The organism is Adhaeribacter aerolatus, from assembly GCF_007991635.1.
Lineage (GTDB): Bacteria > Bacteroidota > Bacteroidia > Cytophagales > Hymenobacteraceae > Adhaeribacter > Adhaeribacter aerolatus.
On record NZ_BJYS01000013.1, the window covers coordinates 127751 to 148835 of the forward strand.

16 protein-coding genes are annotated in these 21085 nt (G+C 43.6%); 3 read left to right on the forward strand and 13 right to left on the reverse strand.

All coding sequences use genetic code 11. The annotated features are described in order from the left end of the window. Positions 1-43: 43 nt before the first annotated feature. Complete coding sequence (gene ileS, locus AAE02nite_RS09915) at positions 44-3568, reverse strand: isoleucine--tRNA ligase (protein WP_170252569.1); 3525 nt, start codon at positions 3566-3568, stop codon at positions 44-46. Positions 3569-4165: 597 nt separating this feature from the next. On the opposite strand from ileS, the gene AAE02nite_RS09920 reads away from it, so the two are divergent. Further along, entirely contained in the window at positions 4166-4795 is a 630-nt protein-coding gene (locus AAE02nite_RS09920) for an RNA-binding protein (protein WP_146897566.1), read from the forward strand. 110 nt (positions 4796-4905) lie between these two features. Here the strand turns inward: AAE02nite_RS09920 and AAE02nite_RS09925 are convergent, their stop codons facing one another. Continuing rightward, entirely contained in the window at positions 4906-6408 is a 1503-nt protein-coding gene (locus AAE02nite_RS09925) for a glycine--tRNA ligase (protein WP_146897567.1), read from the reverse strand. A 232-nt stretch (positions 6409-6640) separates the two neighbouring features. Between AAE02nite_RS09925 and AAE02nite_RS09930 the strand changes: the two genes are divergently transcribed. Next, the gene (locus AAE02nite_RS09930; RefSeq protein ID WP_146897568.1) at positions 6641-8044 is read left to right on the forward strand and encodes an inorganic phosphate transporter; all 1404 of its coding nucleotides are present in this window, start codon (positions 6641-6643) and stop codon (positions 8042-8044) included. Positions 8045-8130: 86 nt separating this feature from the next. Here the strand turns inward: AAE02nite_RS09930 and AAE02nite_RS09935 are convergent, their stop codons facing one another. The 11 genes from AAE02nite_RS09935 to AAE02nite_RS09985 all read right to left on the reverse strand — a co-directional run bounded on the left by AAE02nite_RS09935 (position 8131) and on the right by AAE02nite_RS09985 (position 20069). Beyond that, positions 8131-8592, reverse strand: coding sequence for a hypothetical protein (locus tag AAE02nite_RS09935; protein WP_146897569.1), 462 nt, complete (start codon positions 8590-8592; stop codon positions 8131-8133). Between the two features lie 30 nt (positions 8593-8622). Continuing rightward, on the reverse strand, positions 8623-9120 hold the full coding sequence (locus AAE02nite_RS09940; protein ID WP_146897570.1) for a DUF4385 domain-containing protein: 498 nt from the start codon (positions 9118-9120) through the stop codon (positions 8623-8625). Between the two features lie 474 nt (positions 9121-9594). After that, positions 9595-11211: an Ig-like domain-containing domain gene (locus AAE02nite_RS09945; protein WP_146897571.1), complete on the reverse strand. Its 1617-nt coding sequence runs from the start codon at positions 11209-11211 to the stop codon at positions 9595-9597. Between the two features lie 112 nt (positions 11212-11323). Then, positions 11324-12214 (reverse strand): class I SAM-dependent methyltransferase, encoded by an 891-nt coding sequence (locus AAE02nite_RS09950; protein WP_146897572.1) that lies wholly within the window; start codon positions 12212-12214, stop codon positions 11324-11326. 2 nt (positions 12215-12216) lie between these two features. Continuing rightward, positions 12217-14079 carry a tRNA uridine-5-carboxymethylaminomethyl(34) synthesis enzyme MnmG gene (gene mnmG / locus AAE02nite_RS09955; RefSeq protein WP_146897573.1) on the reverse strand — a complete coding sequence of 621 codons (1863 nt, stop codon included), beginning with the start codon at positions 14077-14079 and terminating at the stop codon, positions 12217-12219. A gap of 60 nt (positions 14080-14139) precedes the next feature. Next, on the reverse strand, positions 14140-14571 hold the full coding sequence (gene ybeY / locus AAE02nite_RS09960) for an rRNA maturation RNase YbeY (protein WP_146897574.1): 432 nt from the start codon (positions 14569-14571) through the stop codon (positions 14140-14142). Between the two features lie 6 nt (positions 14572-14577). After that, the gene (locus AAE02nite_RS09965; RefSeq protein ID WP_146897575.1) at positions 14578-14985 is read right to left on the reverse strand and encodes an ATP-binding protein; all 408 of its coding nucleotides are present in this window, start codon (positions 14983-14985) and stop codon (positions 14578-14580) included. Between the two features lie 33 nt (positions 14986-15018). Then, positions 15019-18459 carry a DUF4175 family protein gene (locus tag AAE02nite_RS09970; protein WP_146897576.1) on the reverse strand — a complete coding sequence of 1147 codons (3441 nt, stop codon included), beginning with the start codon at positions 18457-18459 and terminating at the stop codon, positions 15019-15021. Between the two features lie 145 nt (positions 18460-18604). After that, the gene (locus tag AAE02nite_RS09975; RefSeq protein WP_146897577.1) at positions 18605-19366 is read right to left on the reverse strand and encodes an exodeoxyribonuclease III; all 762 of its coding nucleotides are present in this window, start codon (positions 19364-19366) and stop codon (positions 18605-18607) included. A gap of 4 nt (positions 19367-19370) precedes the next feature. After that, complete coding sequence (locus tag AAE02nite_RS09980; protein ID WP_146897578.1) at positions 19371-19718, reverse strand: hypothetical protein; 348 nt, start codon at positions 19716-19718, stop codon at positions 19371-19373. Between the two features lie 9 nt (positions 19719-19727). Then, positions 19728-20069 (reverse strand): carboxymuconolactone decarboxylase family protein, encoded by a 342-nt coding sequence (locus tag AAE02nite_RS09985; RefSeq protein ID WP_146897579.1) that lies wholly within the window; start codon positions 20067-20069, stop codon positions 19728-19730. Positions 20070-20140: 71 nt separating this feature from the next. On the opposite strand from AAE02nite_RS09985, the gene AAE02nite_RS09990 reads away from it, so the two are divergent. Next, positions 20141-20845 (forward strand): ComF family protein, encoded by a 705-nt coding sequence (locus AAE02nite_RS09990; RefSeq protein WP_146897580.1) that lies wholly within the window; start codon positions 20141-20143, stop codon positions 20843-20845. Positions 20846-21085 lie beyond the last annotated feature (240 nt).

Consider the following 21085-nt stretch of genomic DNA (forward strand, 5'->3'; position numbering starts at 1 on the left):
ATTATCTCTTCAAATAATTAGTTAAAAAAGCTAAAAGCCAATATTATACCACATCTAACTTTGCTCCTAAAGTAAACTCATCTATTTCTAAAGTAGTTCCGTCGGTCAATAGTTCGGTTAGCAATACACCAGTGGCTTGTGTTTCTTCCCGGATGTACTGCTCATAAGCTTTAACGGCTTCGTTTACCTCTTTATGATTATTCTGAAGCGATATTTTAATTTTGTCCTGCACATCCAGGCCACTGTCTTTCCGTAGGTTCTGGATCCGGTTCACCAAATCGCGGGCAATGCCTTCCTGCTTCAGGGCTTCGGTTAAAGTAATATCCAACGCTACGGTCAGCTTACCTTCGGATGCTACCAACCAACCCGGAATATCTTCCGACATAATTTCTACATCTTCCGGTGTAATAATTACGGTATCATCGCCCAGCGGAATTTCAAAACCGTTTTCACGTTCCAGTACGGCAATTTCTTCCTGGTTCATGCCCTGGATAGCAGCCGCCACTTGCTTTAAACGCGGACCAAAAACCTGGCCTAAACGCTTAAAGTTTGGCTTTATCTTCTTCACCAATATACCGGAGGTGTCGTCAATATACTCAATATTCTTAACATTCACTTCTGACTTAATTGAATCGGCTACTGCTTCTACCTGCGCTTTGGTCTTATCATTCAGAATTGGGATGAGAATACGCGATAGCGGCTGCCGTACTTTTATGGTTTCTTTCTTGCGCAACGAATGCACCAAAGAAGAAATAGTCTGGGCTAATTGCATCCGCTCTTCCAGATCCACATTTATAGCGCCTTTATTCGCTTTTGGGAAATCAGCTAAGTGCACCGAAGCCACTTTGTTCCGGCCCGATACTTTATTTAAATCCTGGAACAACTGATCCATGTAGAACGGCGCTACCGGCGCCGCCAAGATAGCAATGGTTTCTAAACAAGTATACAGCGTTTGGTAAGCGGCAATTTTATCTTCGTTGTATTCGCCTTTCCAGAAACGTTTGCGGTTCAGGCGTACGTACCAATTACTTAAATCGTCGGTTACAAAATCCTGTATAGCGCGGGTGGCTTTGGTTGGATCGTAATCGGCGTAAGCAGCGTCAACAGCAGCCACAAGGCTATTCAGTTTAGAAATAATCCAGCGGTCACTTTCGGTGCGGTTAGCCAATGGTACTTCGGCTTCGCTAAAAGTGAAGTTATCTAAATTAGCGTACAGCGCGAAGAAAGAATAGGTGTTGTGCAAGGTACCAAAGAACCGGCGCTGTACTTCCACTACCCCATCGGTGTTAAACTTCAGGTTGTCCCAAGGCGGTGCATTCGAAATCATGTACCAGCGCGTAGCATCTGGACCGTATTTCTGAATGGTTTCGAAAGGATCTATGGCATTGCCTAAGCGCTTGCTCATTTTGTTGCCGTTTTTATCCAGCACCAAGCCATTAGCCATTACATTTTTAAAAGCTACGCTGTCTTCGAGCATAACCGCAATGGCGTGCAGGGTAAAGAACCAACCGCGGGTCTGATCCACGCCTTCGGCAATAAAATCGGCCGGGAAATTTTTCTCGAAAATATTCTGGTTTTCAAAAGGGTAATGCCACTGGGCATAAGGCATCGCGCCCGAATCAAACCAAACATCAATTAAGTCTGATTCTCTGTGCATTGCTAATCCCGATGGGCTTACTAGTACAATATTATCCACATACGGCCGGTGCAGATCGAAGGCCTTATAATCTACCGTAGTTTTACCGGCGGTAGTTTCATCCGAACCCGAATTACTCAACGAAAAATTACCGGCAAACTCCAATACAGTATGAACAATACCAGCAGTAGCCGATTCATCGGCGTTATCTACAGCCTTGGCCAACGGATTAGAATCCATAAAGCCAGCGGCAATACTTTTTTCTATTTCGTGGTACAATTCTTTAACCGACCCCACACATATTTCCTCCGCGCCGTCTTCGGTTCGCCAGATTGGCAAAGGCGTACCCCAATACCGCGAACGGGATAAATTCCAGTCCACGAGGTTCTCCAGCCAGTTACCAAAACGCCCCGTTCCGGTAGATTCGGGTTTCCAGTTAATGGTTTTATTCAGCTCAATCAGCCGTTCTTTTACCGCCGTTGTCCGGATAAACCAGCTATCTAATGGGTAATATAAAACCGGTTTATCGGTGCGCCAGCAGTGTGGATAAGTGTGCTCGTAGCGTTCTACCTTAAAGGCTTTATTTTCTTCCTTTAACTTAATGGAAATCAGTACATCCGTAGATTTATACCCGGCTACTGTTTCATCTTCGCCAGTATAGTTTTTCACATACATGCCGGCAAAATCCGTAATTTCTTTTACGAACTTTCCGGTCCTATCCACAATTGGGCTCATCTTGCCCCAATCGTCCATTACCATTAAGGCCGGAATATCGTTTTGGGCGGCTACTTTAAAGTCGTCGCCGCCAAAAGTAGGCGCAATGTGCACAATGCCGGTACCGTCTTCGGTGGTAACAAAATCGCCGATTAACACTCTAAAGGCCGGCTTATCAGGCTGAACGTACGGTAATAATTGCTCGTACTCCACCCCTTCCAGATCTTTGCCGGAATATTCTTCCAGCAGTTGAAAAGGAATTAATTTATCGCCGGGTTTATAGTCTTCCAGGTTCAGGTTAGCCGCTTTCTCCGAGAAGTAACGCTTTACCAGATCTTTGGCCAGAATTACCGTTATCGGCTCGAAGGTATATTGGTTAAAGGTGCGAACCTTTATGTATCTAATATTTTTACCTACAGCCAAAGCGGTATTAGCCGGCAAAGTCCAGGGCGTAGTGGTCCAGGCCAGAAAATATAGATTTTCGTTATCCGGCAGTTGGGGCGTATCGCCATACGCCCTTACATTACCTGAGAACAGGAACGCTGACTTTTTGTTGTGTTTTACCTTAAACTGGGCTACAATGGTGGTGTCTTTCACCATTTTGTAAGTGCCCGGTTGGTTTAGTTCGTGTGAGCTTAACCCAGTTCCGGCCGCAGGTGAAAAAGGCTGAATGGTATAACCTTTATACAGATAACCTTTGTCATAAAGCTTTCTTAATAAATGCCAAACCGACTCAATGTATTCATTATCGAAAGTGATATAAGGATTGTCCAAGTCTACCCAGTAGCCCATGCGCTCGGTTAGGTCATCCCATTGCCCTTTGAAACGCATCACGGTTTCGCGACAACGGGCATTATATTCTTCTATCGATATTTTTTTACCGATATCTTCTTTTGTAATGCCGAGTTCTTTTTCAACCTGCAACTCTATCGGCAGACCATGAGTATCCCAGCCACCTTTACGGTTAACCTGGAAACCTTTCAGGGTTTTGTAGCGGCAGAAAATATCTTTTACTGCCCGCGCCATTACGTGGTGAATACCCGGCGTACCGTTGGCAGAGGGTGGGCCTTCGTAAAAAACAAAGGGTTTATGGCCTTCGCGGGTCTCTACCGACTTTTCAAAAATATTATTAGCTTTCCAGTAAGCCAGTATCTCCTCGCCTACCATTGCGTAATCCAGATTTTTGTACTCGTTATATTTCACTTTATTTCTATTCATTAATGCTCTTTTGCTTTACAACCAGATAGCCAGCTTGATTTACCGTTATTTCGGTTCCGGAATTTTCTGCCATTAATTAGTTAACCTATCTGTTACTTTTTACAATTATTCAGGTTAACAAAAAAACAAACCAGTTTAGTGGTTAATTAATCTTTAAACTTAAACAAGCTTACTATGCTTAACATTCCCAATATTTTAGATTGCCTGAATTTAGGATTTGCAAAAATAACAAAGCCTACGAACAAAACCGAAGAAGTATAAATCATACTTGCTGCGTATAGGCTATTACATTTCAGATTTCATTAGAATATTAATTTTGGTTAAGGCTAAAATCCGGAGCCAGCATCGAAAAAGGTAAGTAATATTCCAGATATGGATTTTTACCTGCTCAAAATTAAACCCGACAAAGGTACGGAATCTGCTGCAGGAATTGCCAAATACCCAAAAGGTTTATCCGGTCCTCTAAAAAATATTGAAGATTAATTCGGTAAGCGTTAAATATATAGCCCCGCCTACCGATAATTTGAGTTTAAGTAAACCGTTAAATTTTAGAGATAGCTGCTACCTTTGCAGTATTACCACTTTAAGCTACACCCTATGAAAAAAATTAAACTCGCCTTAAATGCATTGGGCCTAACCTTAATTATAGCTTTTGCCTCTTCTTGCGCCGGCCCCAAACAAGTATTTTATTTTCAACCTGGGCCACCTACACCTAAAGTAGCAGCCAAAGATGCTAAACCGGAGCTTGCTTTATCGGCCAGCACGGCACCTGGAGTTGTAGATTTGCCCCGTACCTCTTTAACTATTACGCCGGAGACGGCCCAAGAAAGTACCGCACCGGTGACTATCAGTAAAAAAGAACTGCGGAAGCTCGTTCGGAAAACGCTAAAAAATATAAAAGACTCTACCGATACCCGAAACCGGAATCAACGCATGAGCGTGGCCGTGAACAAAGAGCGGCTGGCGCAGCTTGAATCGGAAGCACGCGAGTTTAAAAATTCGGTAAGGGTACAGAATGACGATAAAAAGCTGACCGTTGACATGAAAAGACCGATTCCGGAATTTTCGCAAACCGAATGGATTTTATTAGGCGTGGCCGCTTTACTGGTTTTACTAATATTGCTTTCGCTGCCGGTATTAGGCCCCATATTGGGTATTGTACTGGCGTTGGCCATTATTGCCCTCGGTGTTGGATTATTAACGGGTTATATCGATCTGAATATTTGAAAGCACTAGGCTTATCTTAATTATTCAGATTCTTTAAAACCTGTTTTTAAAAGAATAAAAAGAAGGGCTGCCAACTTGTTGATAGCCCTTCTTTTTGATTTGTAACCTAGTTACAGCTTTTCAAATATTCTTTTAAAACTAACGGCATCACCAATAATCCGGCTCAGTTCGCTTATGGGTAAGCGTTGCTGCTCGCGGGTATCGCGGTCGCGGATAGTAACGGTATTATTTTCTAACGTTTCGTAATCTACGGCAATGCAGTACGGGGTACCAATTAAATCCTGGCGGGTATAACGTTTTCCAATGGCATCGCGCTCTTCGTAAATTACATTGAAATCGTACTTTAACTGGTCAAAAATTTCCAGGGCTTTTTCGGGTAAACCATCTTTGCGTACCAGCGGGAATATGGCGGCTTTAACCGGCGCCAAAGCCGGATGTAGTTTCAGGAAAGTACGGGTTTTGGTAGCATCGCCTTCGGTTACTTCTTCTTCGGTAAAAGCATTGCACAAGGTCATTAAAAACAAGCGGTCGGCGCCGGCCGAAGTTTCGATTACGTAAGGTACGTAATTACCAAAAGGTTTACCTTCTTCGTTCAGGTCATTATCAAAATATTGCTGCTTTTTGCGGCTCAGTTCCTGGTGCTGCGATAAGTCGAAATCTGAGCGGGAGTGAATACCTTCTACTTCTTTAAAGCCAAACGGGAAATCAAATTCAATATCTACGGCGGCTTTCGCATAGTGGGCTAGTTTTTCGTGGTCGTGGAACCGCAGTTTCTCAGCCGGGATACCCATGGCCTCGTGCCATTTCAGTCTGATTTGTTTCCAGTGTTCATACCACTCTTCTTCGGTACCAGGCCGTACAAAAAACTGCATTTCCATCTGTTCGAATTCGCGCATCCGGAAAGTAAACTGGCGAGCCACAATTTCGTTCCGGAAAGCTTTACCAATCTGGGCAATACCGAAAGGAACTTTCATGCGACCGGTTTTCTGTACGTTCAGAAAATTCACAAATATTCCCTGAGCCGTTTCGGGCCGTAAATAAATAGTGCTGGCATCTTCGGCTACCGAACCCACCTGCGTCGAGAACATCAGGTTAAACTGCCGTACTTCGGTCCAGTTGGTAGTACCCGAAATGGGGCATTTAATATTTTCAGAAATAATTAACTCCTGAACGCCTTTTAAGTCTTCGGCTTCGAGCAAGCGGGCCAATGATTTTACCAGTGCCTGAGCTTTATCTAAATCGCCGGCTTTTTCGTATTCAGCGGCTTTTTCTTCTACCAGTACATCGGCCCGGTACCGCTTCTTCGAATCTTTGTTATCGATCATCGGGTCGTTAAAAGAATCGATGTGGCCGGAAGCTTTCCAGGTGAGTGGGTGCATAAAAATAGCGGCATCAATTCCCACTACGTTCTGGTTTAGCTGGGTCATGCATTTCCACCAGAGTGTTTTAATATTATTTTTCAGCTCTACCCCGTTCTGGCCGTAATCGTAAACGGCCTGCAGTCCGTCGTATATTTCGCTCGACGGAAATACAAAACCGTATTCTTTGGCGTGCGAAATAATATCTTTAAGTTGTGTACTTTCTAATGAAGTTTTATCTGTTTTTGTTGCCATAGCTGCAAATATATTAAGTGCATCCTTCCGGAGAAAGAGATTACGGTAATTTTGCCTTTACAGACTTCATTTTTAACTTATTACCGTTTTTTACGTGTAAGGATTATTTTATTAAAATATTTAGAGCCAAAGGCGGCCGTACGCAAATAAATAGGTGATTTAACAATTTCTTAACATTAAGCCTACTTTTTACCCTTACTTTTGCGACTAATTTTGACTAACTGTAACCTTTATGTTTGGATTACCTCCCGAACTTCTTTTTTTACTCATTCTTTGTTTAGTAGCGGCATGTGCTTTTGAGTTTGTCAATGGCTTTCACGATACCGCTAATGCCGTGGCAACGGTTATTTACACCAATACCTTGCGTCCGTGGGTAGCAGTAGTCTGGTCTGGCATCTGGAATTTTATTGGGGTTTTTGCTGGTGGCATTGGGGTAGCTATGGCCATTGTTTATTTATTGCCCGTAGAGGCCCTCATTGACCAGAATGTATACCACGGAATTGCCATGATTGGGGCTCTACTCATCAGCGCCATTATCTGGAACGTGGGTACCTGGTATTACGGCTTGCCTTCCTCCAGTTCGCACACCCTCATTGGTTCTATTCTGGGTGTAGGTATTGCTTTTTCTATTCTACCTGACACTACCGGTACAGCTGTAAACTGGGGCGAAGCCGGTAAAACCGGTATGTCTCTAATTGTATCGCCGCTGTTGGGTTTTACCCTTACCGTAATTTTAATGTTTATCCTGAAAAGGTTTGTTAAAAATAAGACTATTTTTAAAGAACCCCACAAGCGCAAACCACCGCCACTCTGGATACGGCTTATATTGATTGTTACCTGTACCCTGGTTAGCTTTTTTCACGGCTCTAACGATGGCCAGAAAGGCGTAGGCTTAATCATGCTCATTCTGATTGGCATTGTGCCTATCCATTTTGCGCTCGATATTTCTAAAGACCCGGCCAGCATTACCCAATCGCTGGCCCAGGTAGAGCAGGTGGTAAACAAAGTTGATACCAATGTTTTGTCTTTAAAAGATGCGCAAAATGTAACCGAAATGAAAAGTAATATTGCGGATATGCACCGCTTGTTTTCTTCGGTAGATCAACTACACGCCCTGCCCGAAAAAAGCCGGTTTATGGTACGCCGCGACATCTTATTATTGACCAAAGAAACCGAAAATCTGCTGAAAAGTCCGGATGTAACGCTGAGTTTAGCCGACCGCGCTCGCCTGGACGAAAATATTAAGGAAATGCGTACTTACACCGATTACGCACCTACCTGGGTTATTTCTATTGTGGCCTTATCGTTGGGTATTGGTACCATGGTAGGGTGGAAAAGAATTGTAAAAACCATTGGCGAGAAAATAGGAAAAGAGCACTTAACGTATGCTCAGGGCGCTTCGGCCGAATTAATGGCAGCCGGCGTAATTGGGTTTTCCACGTTTGTTTTTAAACTGCCGGTGAGTACCACGCATATTTTATCGTCGGGTATAGCGGGCAGTATGGTGGCCAACCGGGGAATTAAAAACCTCAACCCAACTACTGTCCGGAATATTGCTTTGGCGTGGGTTTTAACCTTGCCGGTCTCCATGTTTTTATCCGGCACCTTGTTTTTGTTATTCCGCTGGATGATTTAATTAATATCTGATAAATAATAAAAAAGAAAGCGGCTGATTAAGTATCAGCCGCTTTCTTTTTTATAGCCTACCTGCAACACCAGATATTATTTTTCGTCGGGCCACTGCACTTCTAAATCGTCGTTAATAAACACGCCAAAATTAACAGCCAGCAACTGATCATTTTCGAGGTATAAATCAATCATTTCGCGTTCGTAGCTCAGGCGGGTTTCGCCGGTTTCCAGTTTTTCCGTTTCGTAATCGGTTATGCCATTTTGAGCGAGCAATTCTTTTAATTCCTTGCCCGATAAGTCAAATATTCTTTTGCCGAACAAGACTACATCAGGGTTTTCGGTTTGGATGCAGCTCAGGCGGTAATCATCTTCGCGATCAAAGAAAAAAGAATAGCCACTCTGCCAGTAATTCCAAGCGGTGTGCTCAAACTCATCTTCCTCGTCCGATTCTTCTATTTCTTCCGGATCGCCCATTAAATCTTTTACCTGGTCCATCGAATAGCCAAAACGGATATTGCCCATACCGGTGCCCAGCTCTATTTCGTTCTCTTTCATGTTTAGTTGGTTTTCAAAACGGTTATCTTCTTATTTCCCAAATTTAGCCAGATGCTCCTGGAATAATTGTTTATACAAAATATTATTTTTTGCTTCCGTCCACTTTTCTTTAAATATCGCCGCCGCGGCGGCTTTTACCGGATCTTCGGCGGTGTTGGGCAGCAAATATTTTTTCCGGGCCTCTTTTTCGGCGGCGCGGCTCTCTTCCAGCTGCGGATTTTGGGCATATTTCCGCCCCGACTTATGATTAGCGTAACGCCGGGCCCGGGTGTACCCCATTTGTAAAAATTTGCGCGCCATATCGGCGCCAATAAAGTCACACTGCGCCAGGTAATCCAAAAAAAGGCGGTACACCTCATCGGCCGACTTCTGCGCTATTTCCGGGGTTTTAAAGCGCCAGTATGGCAGTATCTCCGATTTGTATGGTTCTACCAGCAGCACTCCCTGCTCGCCTTTGCCAATCCGGTATAATTCGGGCGAAGCCCGGAAATTTATTTTTTTAAAATCGAGTGTATAATCAAACGGCATTTCTTTTTTCCATTTTGATTTTTCTTTACACGCAGCCGGGTTCTAAAAGTTTTTTTCTGGTTTTCCAAAGTTTTAAACAACCCTATTAATATTAATTATTTTTATTTAAAAATTTAAAGATCTATCTCCGTTATTAGGGCTGTTTACAAGTTAATAAACCCGCTGGGTTATAAACCGGTTATTATCTTGTTTACAAAGCAGCGACTTATCCTGATTTATCTACACCGGCTGCTGCTTTAATGTGTTAATTTTCAATACGATATTTTACTTGTAAACATTTCGACAATTGGAGAGGTTAAAAACCAATTGAGTTATTAATATGTGAATAAGGATTTAAAACCAGTATGACTTATTCTTTTTTATAAACCAAGAGGTTGTTGGGGTAATGATAAGTGCGGGTTGAACCATTTTTTGTATCGAAATACTAACAACACGAATAGATATCCACAGGTATACACACCATTTATCCATAGCCTAAAATTTAAGGAGTGGATCCGGCTCTTTTATCTCAATTTCCCAGTTGGCTTTTATTTCCTGGGGGTTCGGGTAATGATAAATTTTTTCCGGAATCGTTATTAAATCGGCATTTCCGGCCCGCCACTGGCCATTATTGTCTTCGTCTATTTTTACGCGAATGCGGTAAGTATCGGGTACCAGCCGGTCTAACTGCAATATTTTGGGTGAGTCCAGCACTTGCACTACTTCGCCGGCTTTATTTAATACTTCTACCCAGTACCGTTTGTAATCGGTATAAATTCTGCCGCTTAAGCCGCCTACGGTTATTTTATTCGAAACTTCTAAACGGGTATTTTGCTGCCGGAAACGGTCGCCGGATACCGGTAGTACTTTGGTAGTATCCAGTATTATCTGCACAGTTTTTTTGGCTGTAAGCGGCGTATTAAGGCTAAGCACCGTAGCCGTTGGGTTTAGTTTTAAATCCTGCGGAAAGTTCAGCGCTTTGCGATTTACCGAATCCTGTACCAGAGTAACCGCTCCCAGCGGCTCTACTATCTTAACGGGTACTTTAAAGGTTAAATGCAGCGGCGTATCTTTTGTTAATTGGTTGCCTTCTAGGGGCAAAGTATAGGCATCGCCGGCACGGGGCGCTTTTTTTCCTTCAAACGTAATATTTAAGGTGTCCAGGCGGGTATTGCCGGCGCTGTCAGTTGCCGAAACCAGGTATTTGCCGCTGGCATTTGGGGCCGTTGGAAAAATGGCTATTTTATTTCCCCTTTTATCGGCTACGCTTATAAACGGCGCCGGCGTGTTATCCATCTTATTAATTTTAAAAGCACTTAAACCTTCGTTAAAGTTCATCCGGAATTCTTCCAAAAACTTTTCCGATTGTTCTACCAAAGGCTTTTTGGTGTCGATGCGTACCGTCGTAAAATTTTGCTCCGGCGTAGCTGCCGTTACTTTAATGGATTTGCCGAGGTAGCCAATCCGTTCATTGTCGTTGTCATAAAGCATGTTGTTGTTGCGGTCCTGGTGCGCGTAAATGCGGTATTCGCCTTCTTTTACGTTTTGCAACTGGTAATTGCCTTTATCATCGGTTTGGGTAAGGTAAAAGGGTTTGTGCTTGCGGATGGTGGTAGTATCGTTGGCAGGGTACAATACAACGTTGGTTTTGGCTTCGGGGGCATTGGTGTATAGCTCGCGGACGGTGCCTTTCACCTGCCCCGAATCTAAGTAAGTACCGGTGCTGAAAGTTAAACTCAGGTTGGCCGCTTTGTTGCCTTCGGTAATATCTTCTACGGCCTCCCGGAAATTAATGAAATAGGTGGTATTGGGTTCAAAGGCTTTTTCGAACTCCAGCAACAAGGTATTTTTAGTTATTTTCGTTTCAAAAGTATTATTGGTATTGGGGGTAATAATGAGCTGGCGGTTTAAATCTTTCAGCCGCACTGGTTCATCAAATACCAAGCTAATGGTTTTGCCACTTACATTTAAGGATTTATTAACCGGCGTACTTTCCAGCAGTTTGGGAGCCTGCGCATCTTTCGGACCACCTTCGGGTGTGCCCACGCTGGCGCAGGAATAAAGGTAAAAAGCAATGTAGAGCAGCAGTAAGATATTTAAATAAATGCGCATGGCAGGTATTTGGAATAATTTAGATTTATAACAAAACGGGGTTTCGGGAGATTATATATAAGCACTTCGTTAAGAAGTGTTATAAAAAAGTAAATCCTATCTGAAATAGGATTTACTTTTTCTTGGCAACATAAATCAGACTGGAGTAATCTTGGGTTTCTTTGCCGGCATGGCTATTAGATTTATACCCGCTGAGCAACGACCGGAAATAATTAGGACTGCCATTTTTGTATTTTTCGCTTAGCAGGCTCACGTAATACGCATCAAACTTCATGGGTAAGGTTTGTACCAGTTCCATTTTGTGCTTTTTCAGAAAGCGTTTCATGGTTTGCTGGTTAAAATGGTACAAGTGCCGGGGCACATCGTAAGCGGCCCAATTTTCCTTGTATTTCTGGGCGTCTAAAGAATCGGCATTGGGTACGGCAATTAAAAGAAAGCCTTGCGGCTTTAACAAGGCTAATATTTTTTTGGTAGTATCGTTTAACCCATGAATATGCTCCAGCACGTGCCAGAGTGTTATCATGTCAAAAGATTCGGGCTCGAACTTCGTAATATCGGCGCTTTCTACCTTATTTTGGGTTAGCTCATTGGCTTGCTTCCGGGCAACCTCATTCGGTTCGAAGCCAGCCACCTGCCAGCCGTTTTTCTCGCAAGCTTCTAAAAAATGCCCGGTGCCGCAGCCATAATCCAGCAGGCGGCCTTTTTGGGGCACAAACTTATTAATTAAAGCCACCTTTTGCCGGAGCGTTATAGACCGGACAACTTGATAAGCTTTATTCGTTATACCGCTGCTGGTATTGCTATGCGAAATATATTCTTCCGATGCGTAATACCGGCCAATGCTAGCCTCATCGGGGCGCGGGTTCGTAAACTTAAAAGAGCAGTTTTCGCACTGAACAATTACAAAACTTTCTTTAGAAACGGCATTGTCCGTAACTACCATAAAGTTTTTCAACGCTTCTTTATTGCAGATCGGGCATTGCTCCAGGCGTTCGTATTGCATTTTTATTTGCCGAGGTAAACCATTAAGATTGAAATATCGGCTGGCGAAACACCGCTGATGCGGGAAGCCTGACCGATGGTTTCGGGATTTATTTTAATTAATTTTTCGCGGGCTTCTTTCGACAGCGCCGGCATACTTCTATAATCTAGGCGTTCCTTGATTACATAATTTTCCAGCTCTTCCATTTTAGCCGCCTGCTGATTTTCTTTCTGAATATAATGCTCGTACTTGATCGCTATAGAAGCTTGTTCGATGCTATCGGGCACGTATTTACTCAGGTAGTGTTCCAGTACGGGCACCGCTTGTGTCAAGTGGTTAACCTCAATATTAGGTCTTCTGAGTAAATTAGCGGCTTTTGCTTTTTCCGAAATTGGCGCCGAACCTAAAGCGAGCAAAGTTTCGTTTACTTCTTCCGGTTCTACAGCTTTGTTATTCAGGTAAGCAATCACTTCTTTAGTTTCGGATATTTTCTTCTCTACCCTATCCAAACGGTCTTGACTGGCTAAACCTAGTTTGTAACCCAGCGGGGTTAAGCGAATATCGGCATTATCCTGGCGCAGCAAAATCCGGTGCTCGGCGCGAGAAGTAAACATGCGGTAAGGTTCTTCAGTGCCTTTATTTACCAAATCGTCTATCAACACACCAATGTAAGCTTCGGAGCGTTTCAGCACGAAAGGCTCTTTTTCGTTAACTTTATTGTGCGCATTAATACCCGCCATTAATCCCTGGCAAGCAGCTTCTTCGTAACCCGTTGTACCGTTTATCTGGCCGGCAAAGTACAGGTTTTCTACCACTTTCGTTTCCAGAGTTAAGTTTAACTGGGTGGGCGGGAAAAAGTCGTACTCGATGGCATAACCTGGCCGGAACATTTTGGCATTTTCGAAACCAGCAATTTTACGCAAGGCTTTAAACTGTACATCTTCGGGCAACGAACTGGAGAAACCGTTTACATATATTTCTACCGTATTCCAGCCTTCCGGCTCCACAAATATCTGGTGCCGATCTTTATCAGCGAACCGGTTGATTTTATCTTCGATAGAAGGGCAGTAACGCGGACCTAAGCCTTGAATACGGCCTTTAAACATGGGTGATTGCTCGAACCCGGTTTTTAATATTTCGTGTACTTCGGTGCTGGTATAGGTAATGTAGCAGCTTCTCTGTTGGGTAAGCGGCTTAGTATCGGTGTAAGAGAATTTAGAAGGATTTTCGTCACCGCGTTGCTCTTCCATACGGCTGTAATCCAGCGAGCGTCCATCTACCCGCGGCGGCGTACCGGTTTTCATGCGGCCACTTTCAAAACCCAATTTTACTAGCTGCTCGGTAATACCGGTAGCTGCTCTTTCGGCCGCCCGACCACCTCCAAATTGTTTCTCGCCAATGTGGATAACGCCATTCAGGAAAGTGCCGTTGGTAAGCACCACCGCCTTAGATTTAATTTCCAGGCCCATTCCGGTTCTTACACCTGCTACTTTTCCACGTGAAACTAACAAGTTATCCACCATGTCCTGCCAGAAGTCCAGGTTTTCGGTTTGCTCCAGGGTTAGGCGCCATTCTTCGGCAAAACGCATCCGGTCGCTTTGCGCACGCGGGCTCCACATAGCCGGACCTTTGGATAAATTTAGCATCCGGAACTGAATCATGGTTTTATCGGTCACAATGCCGCTCATGCCACCCAACGCATCAACTTCGCGTACAATCTGGCCTTTGGCTACGCCGCCCATGGCCGGGTTGCATGACATTTGCGCAATGGTGTTCATGTTCATGGTAATTAATAATACCTTCGAACCCATTTTGGCCGCAGCCGCAGCAGCTTCGCAACCCGCATGACCGGCGCCAACTACAATAATATCGTATTCTGGAAACATTTTTATTTATATAGGCTTAACCCCAAACACAATGAGGTTAAATTATAATTCCGATTAAAGCTAAAATTTTCGCAAAGATAAGCAATTATCTTCGGCTGTGCGCATAAGCTGCTTTAATTCAGGGCTCTTATCGTCGTAGCCTAATAAATGGAGTACCCCGTGAGCCATTACCCGATGGAGTTCATCCAGGAAAGGAATATTCAGGTTTGCGGCGTTCTCTTTTACCCGATCGATGCTAATAAAAATATCACTTTCAATAATCTCCGGTTCATCGGCATTATTAAAAGTGATAATATCAGTGTAGGTATCGTGGTCCAGGTATTCCTGGTTTATCTCTAACAGGTACTCGTCGGAGCAAAAAATATACGTTAAATTCTGGAGCTGAAATGGATGGTTCTGGATGATGGTAGTAAGCCAGGCCGCTACGGGTTCCTGATTCGGAAGCGTAAAGTCTACGTCTTCCGAAACGAACTCGATTAATTCATCAGGCATTAGTATTTAGGAATTATTTATAAAGAATATTAATTCTACTTTCCGGCCATCGTTCGAGAATTCTACTTCATCGCTTAAATTTCGCATCAGAAATATTCCCCGGCCCCCGGGATTCTCAATGTTTTCCGGCGAGGTTGGGTCCGACAGCGAGTTATAATCAAAGCCTTTGCCTTCGTCTTCTACTTCAAAGCGTAAGCGATCGTCTTCAACATACAACGACAGTAGAACGTTTTTATCTTTATCAAATTTATTACCATGGCGAATAGCATTGTTAACCGATTCTGTAACTGCCACCATTATATTGCCATAGATATCATCCTCAATGTTAAATTTTTCTTTCGAGTTATCGATAAAGCTTTCTACAACCCGGATGTTTTCAATCAATGATGGAATCTGAATTTTTAGTTGATTCATAGTTTTATAAAGTTTCACTTATCGTCACTGGTCTTACTTACCCATCTTCTGAAAATATTCATTTACTTCCTGTTTGTAGTAAGGCGACAAAGCTGGCGAAACAGTTTTGAGCAGTTCCGTTTGCTTTTGTTTGGTCTTTAAATATTTTTCAAACGAAGGGGGCATCGTACGTGTTTTTTCGGATGCCGTGTGTGCCTCCCGTTTATCGTCCAAGTCCCGCTCCCGCGCCGATTTCTCGGCTTCGAGCAACCGGGTAAGTATTTCACGCTGCCGCATTATAGTTTGCTCCGTAAGTCGTTTATTAACGAGATCGGTTTCGGTTTGTTCCATCATTTTGCGCAAATTGTCCATATTGCCGCCACTACCTGGTTTATCGCCGTCCTGTTTCCCGTCTTGTTGCTGTTGCTTTTCCAACTCTCTTAAAGCATTACGCAATGCCTGCTGTTCGGCGGCCAATTTAGCTAATTCTTCTGATAGTGCCTTGCCCGATTTATTGCCTTTTTGCAATTCCTGAATTTTCTGGTTCAGGGCATCCTGCATGTCGCCCATATTGCCGGGCTGTGGTTTGCCTTTTTGCTTGCCTTTACCTTTTCCAGACTGTGCCATAGCCATGGCCATTTGCTGCTGCATTTGTTTTAGAGCATCGTTCAGCATTAAGGCCAGGTTATTAATAGAAGTCATGGTAAGCTGCTGGTAACCAGTAATTTTACCAATATTGCGCTCTTTTATCTGGCCCAGACTTTGCGAAATATTATCGTTCATGGCGCCTACTTCGCGGGTTACAAAGCTCTGAATCTGGAATACCTTCTTCGCCAAAGACAGCAAACTGTCTTCAATAATTTTGGCATCGTCTTTTAATTTAAGTTGCTGTTGCCCCAATGTAATAAAACGCGGATCGCTCTGGCTCACCCCTCTAAACGATTTCATGAGTTCTTCCTGGTCGAATGAAAGCGTAATCAGGTTTTCCAGAATATCGCGCAAATGATCCAAGTTTTGCTGGGCTTGTTCCATTTCGGCGCTGCTCATTTTCTGTTGCATTTGCTTAGCCATTTCCTGCATTTTTTGCGCAGCATTTTTCTGCGACTGACTGGCTTTTTTATTCTGCTCTTTTTGTAATTGCTCCTGGCTGTTTTGCAGTTCCTGGTCAACCTGTTTTTCCTGCGGCTCGGTTTCTTCCATTTGGTGCTGCTGGTCCATTTGCTTATCGAGCTCTTTTAGTTCGTCCACATCTTTTTTAATATCCTCGAACTGTTCTTTTATTTGCTCTTGCTCTTTCTGCAATTCTTCCTGCCGCTCTTCTTTAGATTGCTTCTGGTCTTGCTTCGATTCCTTGGCTTCGTTCTGCTTACTTTCGTTCTGCTTATCTTCTTTTTGCTGGTTTTGCTTATCTTCTTTGGTATTGGCTTTTTTGTCTTCGGTCTTTTCGGCCAAATCTTCTTGTTCTTTGGCTAATTTTTCCAGCTCTTTTGCCGTGTTATCCAGTTTGGTTTCGAATTGCAGTTGCTTGAATAACTCTAACGTACGCTCCAGTTCTTTCTCCAGGTTGTTTTCTTTGTTATTCATTTTCTCCAGCAAGCGTTGCAATTCGCGCTCGTTGGGTTGCTGTTGCTGCAATAATTTTTCCAGTTCCTGGTAAAGTTTCTTAGTTTCTTCATCGAGCAAATCGTTCATGAGCTGCTGCAACTGTTTGGCTTTCTCCATTAGCTGCGGACTTTTCTGGTCGAAACGGTCTTGTTGTTTGTTTAACTGTTCGTACAACTGTTTCATGGCCTCAATATCCTGCTCCAGTTGTTTTTTCTTATCCAGCAGGTTTTCCATTTGTTTTTTGTCCTGCCAGTTCAGGTTATTTTTGGTTTTAAGCTTTTCGTCGGTTTTTTGCAGTTCCTGGCGCAGTTGCTGCGATTTCTCTACCGATTTGCTTAACTGGCTCTGAATAGATTTGGCATTAGACGCGGCTTCTCTTTCCAGGTCGGCGCGGGTAGGTACTTTAAAATCGAACAAACGGGTGCGCGAACTTTTAGAACCGTGTACGCCATCGTTATCCCATACCTGTACAAAATATTCGAGCCGGTCGCCGGGTTGCAAACTCAGGCTATTTAAATTCCACTGGTGGTAATACGTTTGGCTCAACTGGTTCCGGTCGAAATGAAGCGGAACTGCCCGGTAGCCCGAATTTTTCTGGTTATTGTCGTTGGTAACGCGGTAGTGCAAATTTAGCCGGGTAAGGCCGTAATCATCCGATACGCTACCGCCCAAAACCAGGTAAGCGTAAGTTGTGGTATCGCGGAAGTTTTCTACCGAAATATCAGGGTGCCGGTCCGGAACACTGCTGATTAGGAAGTTCATCTGCTCTTTGTTCTGGCTGTATTTATTCCGGAGATTAATCGAATATTCCTGCGTAGCCATAATCCGTTTAGATACTCTAAACAAATCTTTTTCCTGAACGGCAGCTAAGGTTTGCTGTGGCTGATCAAAATTCAGGGCCAACTGCTCGGTAGCGGTGGCTTTAAAGTTCCAGCGCAGCGTACTGCCTTCGGGTACCGTTACGTTACCGGTGTTGTGGATGGTTTCGGCCTCTTTATTCAAATAAGCCGGGTAAGTTACGTCAATCGAAAAATTGGTTAGGTTGGGCCGGGCCAGTACATTAAGCCGGTACTCCTCCGAAAAAAAGCCGCCACCCGCCAACTGAAAATCAACAGGCCGTTGCAGCTTCTGGAAAGTAAAGCTATAAGTACCGTCTTTCTGCTGGGTGAGTTTTTGCTCCCGGCCGTTGTACATTAAAGTAACTTCGCTGGGGATCGTCTTGCCGGCGAGTTTCACGTTTAAGGTGTAATCTTCTTCCTGAAAGGCTTGTAGGTTTTTATTCTGAATTTCGAAGGTAAACGGAGCCGCCGGCGCGTAATGCCGCTGGTAATGAATAATACGGTCGGTGCCTTGTAGGAATAAACTGGGGTAAATAAGCGCAATAACCAGCATAATAGCCATGGGCAGCAGCACGTACTTTAACAAAGGTCTGTTTTCCGTCAGGCGGATGCTTTCGGCAAAATGGTAAGCCGCTAATTGCTGCGATTTTTGGTTAATACTCGCCGCAATTAAATCGTTGTTGCTGCTAACTGCTTGTAATTGAATAGTATTTAATAACCGGTCTTTAATATCGGGATAATAATTGCCTACTTGCCGGGCTGCTTGCTCATCGGTTAATAATTTCCGGAGGTTAATAAATGCGGCCAGCGGGGCAAATATCCAGCGCAAAAAAGCGTAAAAACACAAGCCCAGAAACGAGAAGAATAAAAACGCCCGCACATAATACGGAAAGTAAAAGAAGTATTCGAGCAGGTTGTAAAGCAGGAAGAAAGTTAATATTAAGCCTCCCGAAAATATTAAACCCTTAATTAATAAGTTTAAATAAAACTTTTTTTTGAACTCCTGCAGTTGGTGCAGCACCACCTGCATGGCTGAATGTTGAGGTGCCATAGTTATACTTTTAAGGGAGGTACTTAAATATTAAATAGGTAAATCAGGGAAGTAATAATTCCCTATCTAAGATAGGGAATTATATTGTTAATTTAAATAGTATCCTATAAAACGGTAATTAGCAGGTAAATGATATATAAATTTTCTAACTTATTTCCACTAAAACCGGACAATGATCCGAGTGTTTGGCTTCGGGTAAAATAGCTGCCCGTTTTAATTTTTCCTGTAAGTTATCCGTGACCACTGCGTAGTCGATACGCCAGCCCAGGTTCTTACCACGGGCGCCGGCGCGGTAACTCCACCAGGTATAATTATGGGGCTCGGCGTTCAGGTGCCGGAACGAGTCGATGTAGCCATGCGACAGGAAATGGGTAAACCAGCTGCGCTCCTCGGGTAAAAAGCCGGAACTGTTGGCATTAGACTTTGGATTATGAATATCGATGGCCTGGTGACAAATATTATAATCGCCGCAGATAACCAGGCCGGGCACCTGGCGGCGTACTTCCTCTACATATTGCAGAAAAAAATCGAGCCAGCGCATTTTAAATTCCTGACGCAAATCGCCGCTGGAGCCGGATGGCATATACACGTTTAATACCGAATATTCCGGAAAATCGAGTCGTAATACGCGGCCTTCGCAGTCGTAAAGATTGTTGCCGCAGCCAACGGTAGCAGCCATGGGTTTTTCCTTCGTAAAAGTAGCCACGCCGCTGTAGCCTTTTTTAACGGCCGGATGAATATAAGCGTGATAACCTAAGGCCTCAAAAGCGGCTTTATCCAGTTTGTCTTCGCAGCATTTAATTTCCTGTAAACACAACACATCGGGGTTAGCCGCCTGTACCCAATCTAAAAAGCCTTTGCTAATAGCCGACCGGATGCCGTTAACGTTGTAACTGATAATTTTCATAAATCTAGTCTTCTCTGTCGAAATATTCTAAAATATGCCATTTCAGCATACGTTCCTGTTCTTTTAAATTGGCGCTGGGAATAGGTTTTACTGCTTTGTAGTGCGGCCAGCCATCTTCATCTATCTTGTCGAACTCGTAATAACCCGAAAGGCTGAATAATTTGCAGGTGGCAATGTGCATTAAATCCTGCTTTTGTTCTTTGGTAAATTCGCTGATGCCCTGGCCCAGTTCCTGCACGCCAATTAAAAATAAAATACCATTTAAATGAAGTTCTTTCCCAAAACGGGCCCGCAGGCTCCGCAATAATTCCAACCAACGGGCTTCAAAATCTTCGCTTTTTTCAAATTCCATAAGCTCCGTTTATGCAGTTTTCAATTCTTCCCAATATTCTACGGCCCGCCGGAAATGCGGAATAACAATAGAGCCGCCGATTAAATTGGCAATGGCAAATACCTCGTAAACTTCGTCGTCGGTGAGGCCACATTCCATGCATTTACCCAGATGGTATTTAATGCAGTCATCGCAGCGCAAAACCATAGAGCAGGCCAGCCCCAGCATTTCTTTTGTTTTCACATTCAGGGCGCCTTCCTGATAAGCATTCGTATCGAGGTTAAAAAACCGTTTTATTACTTTGTTATCCGCGGCCATAATTTTTTCGTTCATGCGGCTGCGATAATCGTTAAACTCCTGTACCTGGTTCATGTATATAAATTTTAATGAAAGTTGAGGTATAACTAAACAATAAAGTTACTCATAAGTTGCTTAAACCACCTATGCCGGCCGCGTTAAAAAATATTTTCTCTGACTTCCTGATGTTATTATTCCCGGAGTTTTGCCAGGCCTGCGAAAGAACACTGGCCACCGGCGAAGAGTTGGTATGCACGCATTGCCGCCTGAAATTGCCCTATACCAACGTACACCTGCAACCGCCGGAGTTAAATCCACTTTCGGTCAGGTTTTTTGGAAAAGTACCCATGCAGCATGTATTGGCTTACTTGTACTTTAACCGGGCGGGACGTACCCAACGATTACTGCACGCGCTTAAATACCGGGGTGTGCAGGAAGTCGGCGAATTGCTGGGTAGCTGGTACGGCCATACTTTACGTGAGAGTGGTTACGCCCAGGCCTTTGAATTAATAGTACCGGTACCATTACATGCCCGCAAAAGAAGGCAACGGGGCTATAATCAATCCGATAGTTTTGCGATGGGTTTGGCTGCCGCTTTAGATTTGCCCTGGAGCAACCAGGTACTTAAACGCACCCAGTATACTTCTTCGCAAACCCATAAAAGCCGGCCCGAACGCTGGGAGAACGTAGCGGAAGTGTTTCAGGTAATAAGCCCAGGACTTATTCAGAATAAAAAAATTTTGCTGGTTGATGATGTTATTACCACGGGCGCTACGTTGGAGGCTTGTGGTTTAACTTTATTAAAAGCCGGTTGTGCTGAAGTTAATGTTTGTACGATTGCGGCAGCTTAACCATTCCGTACCAGATTTAAAATTATTTTCTCCTTGTAATAATTGCTTTCTGTAGCTCTGTGCAGCAGCTCCTAACAGTAATCTACCAGGAGGGGAAAATATTTATAAGAATATTTCGCCTTTTCAGAGCTTTAAATTATTCCTTATAATTTATTCAATAGGCAAATTAGTATAAATATCGTATGGCTAAATACAAACTTTAATAGTTGACACAAGTTGCTTTGTTTTAACCGAAAGTCT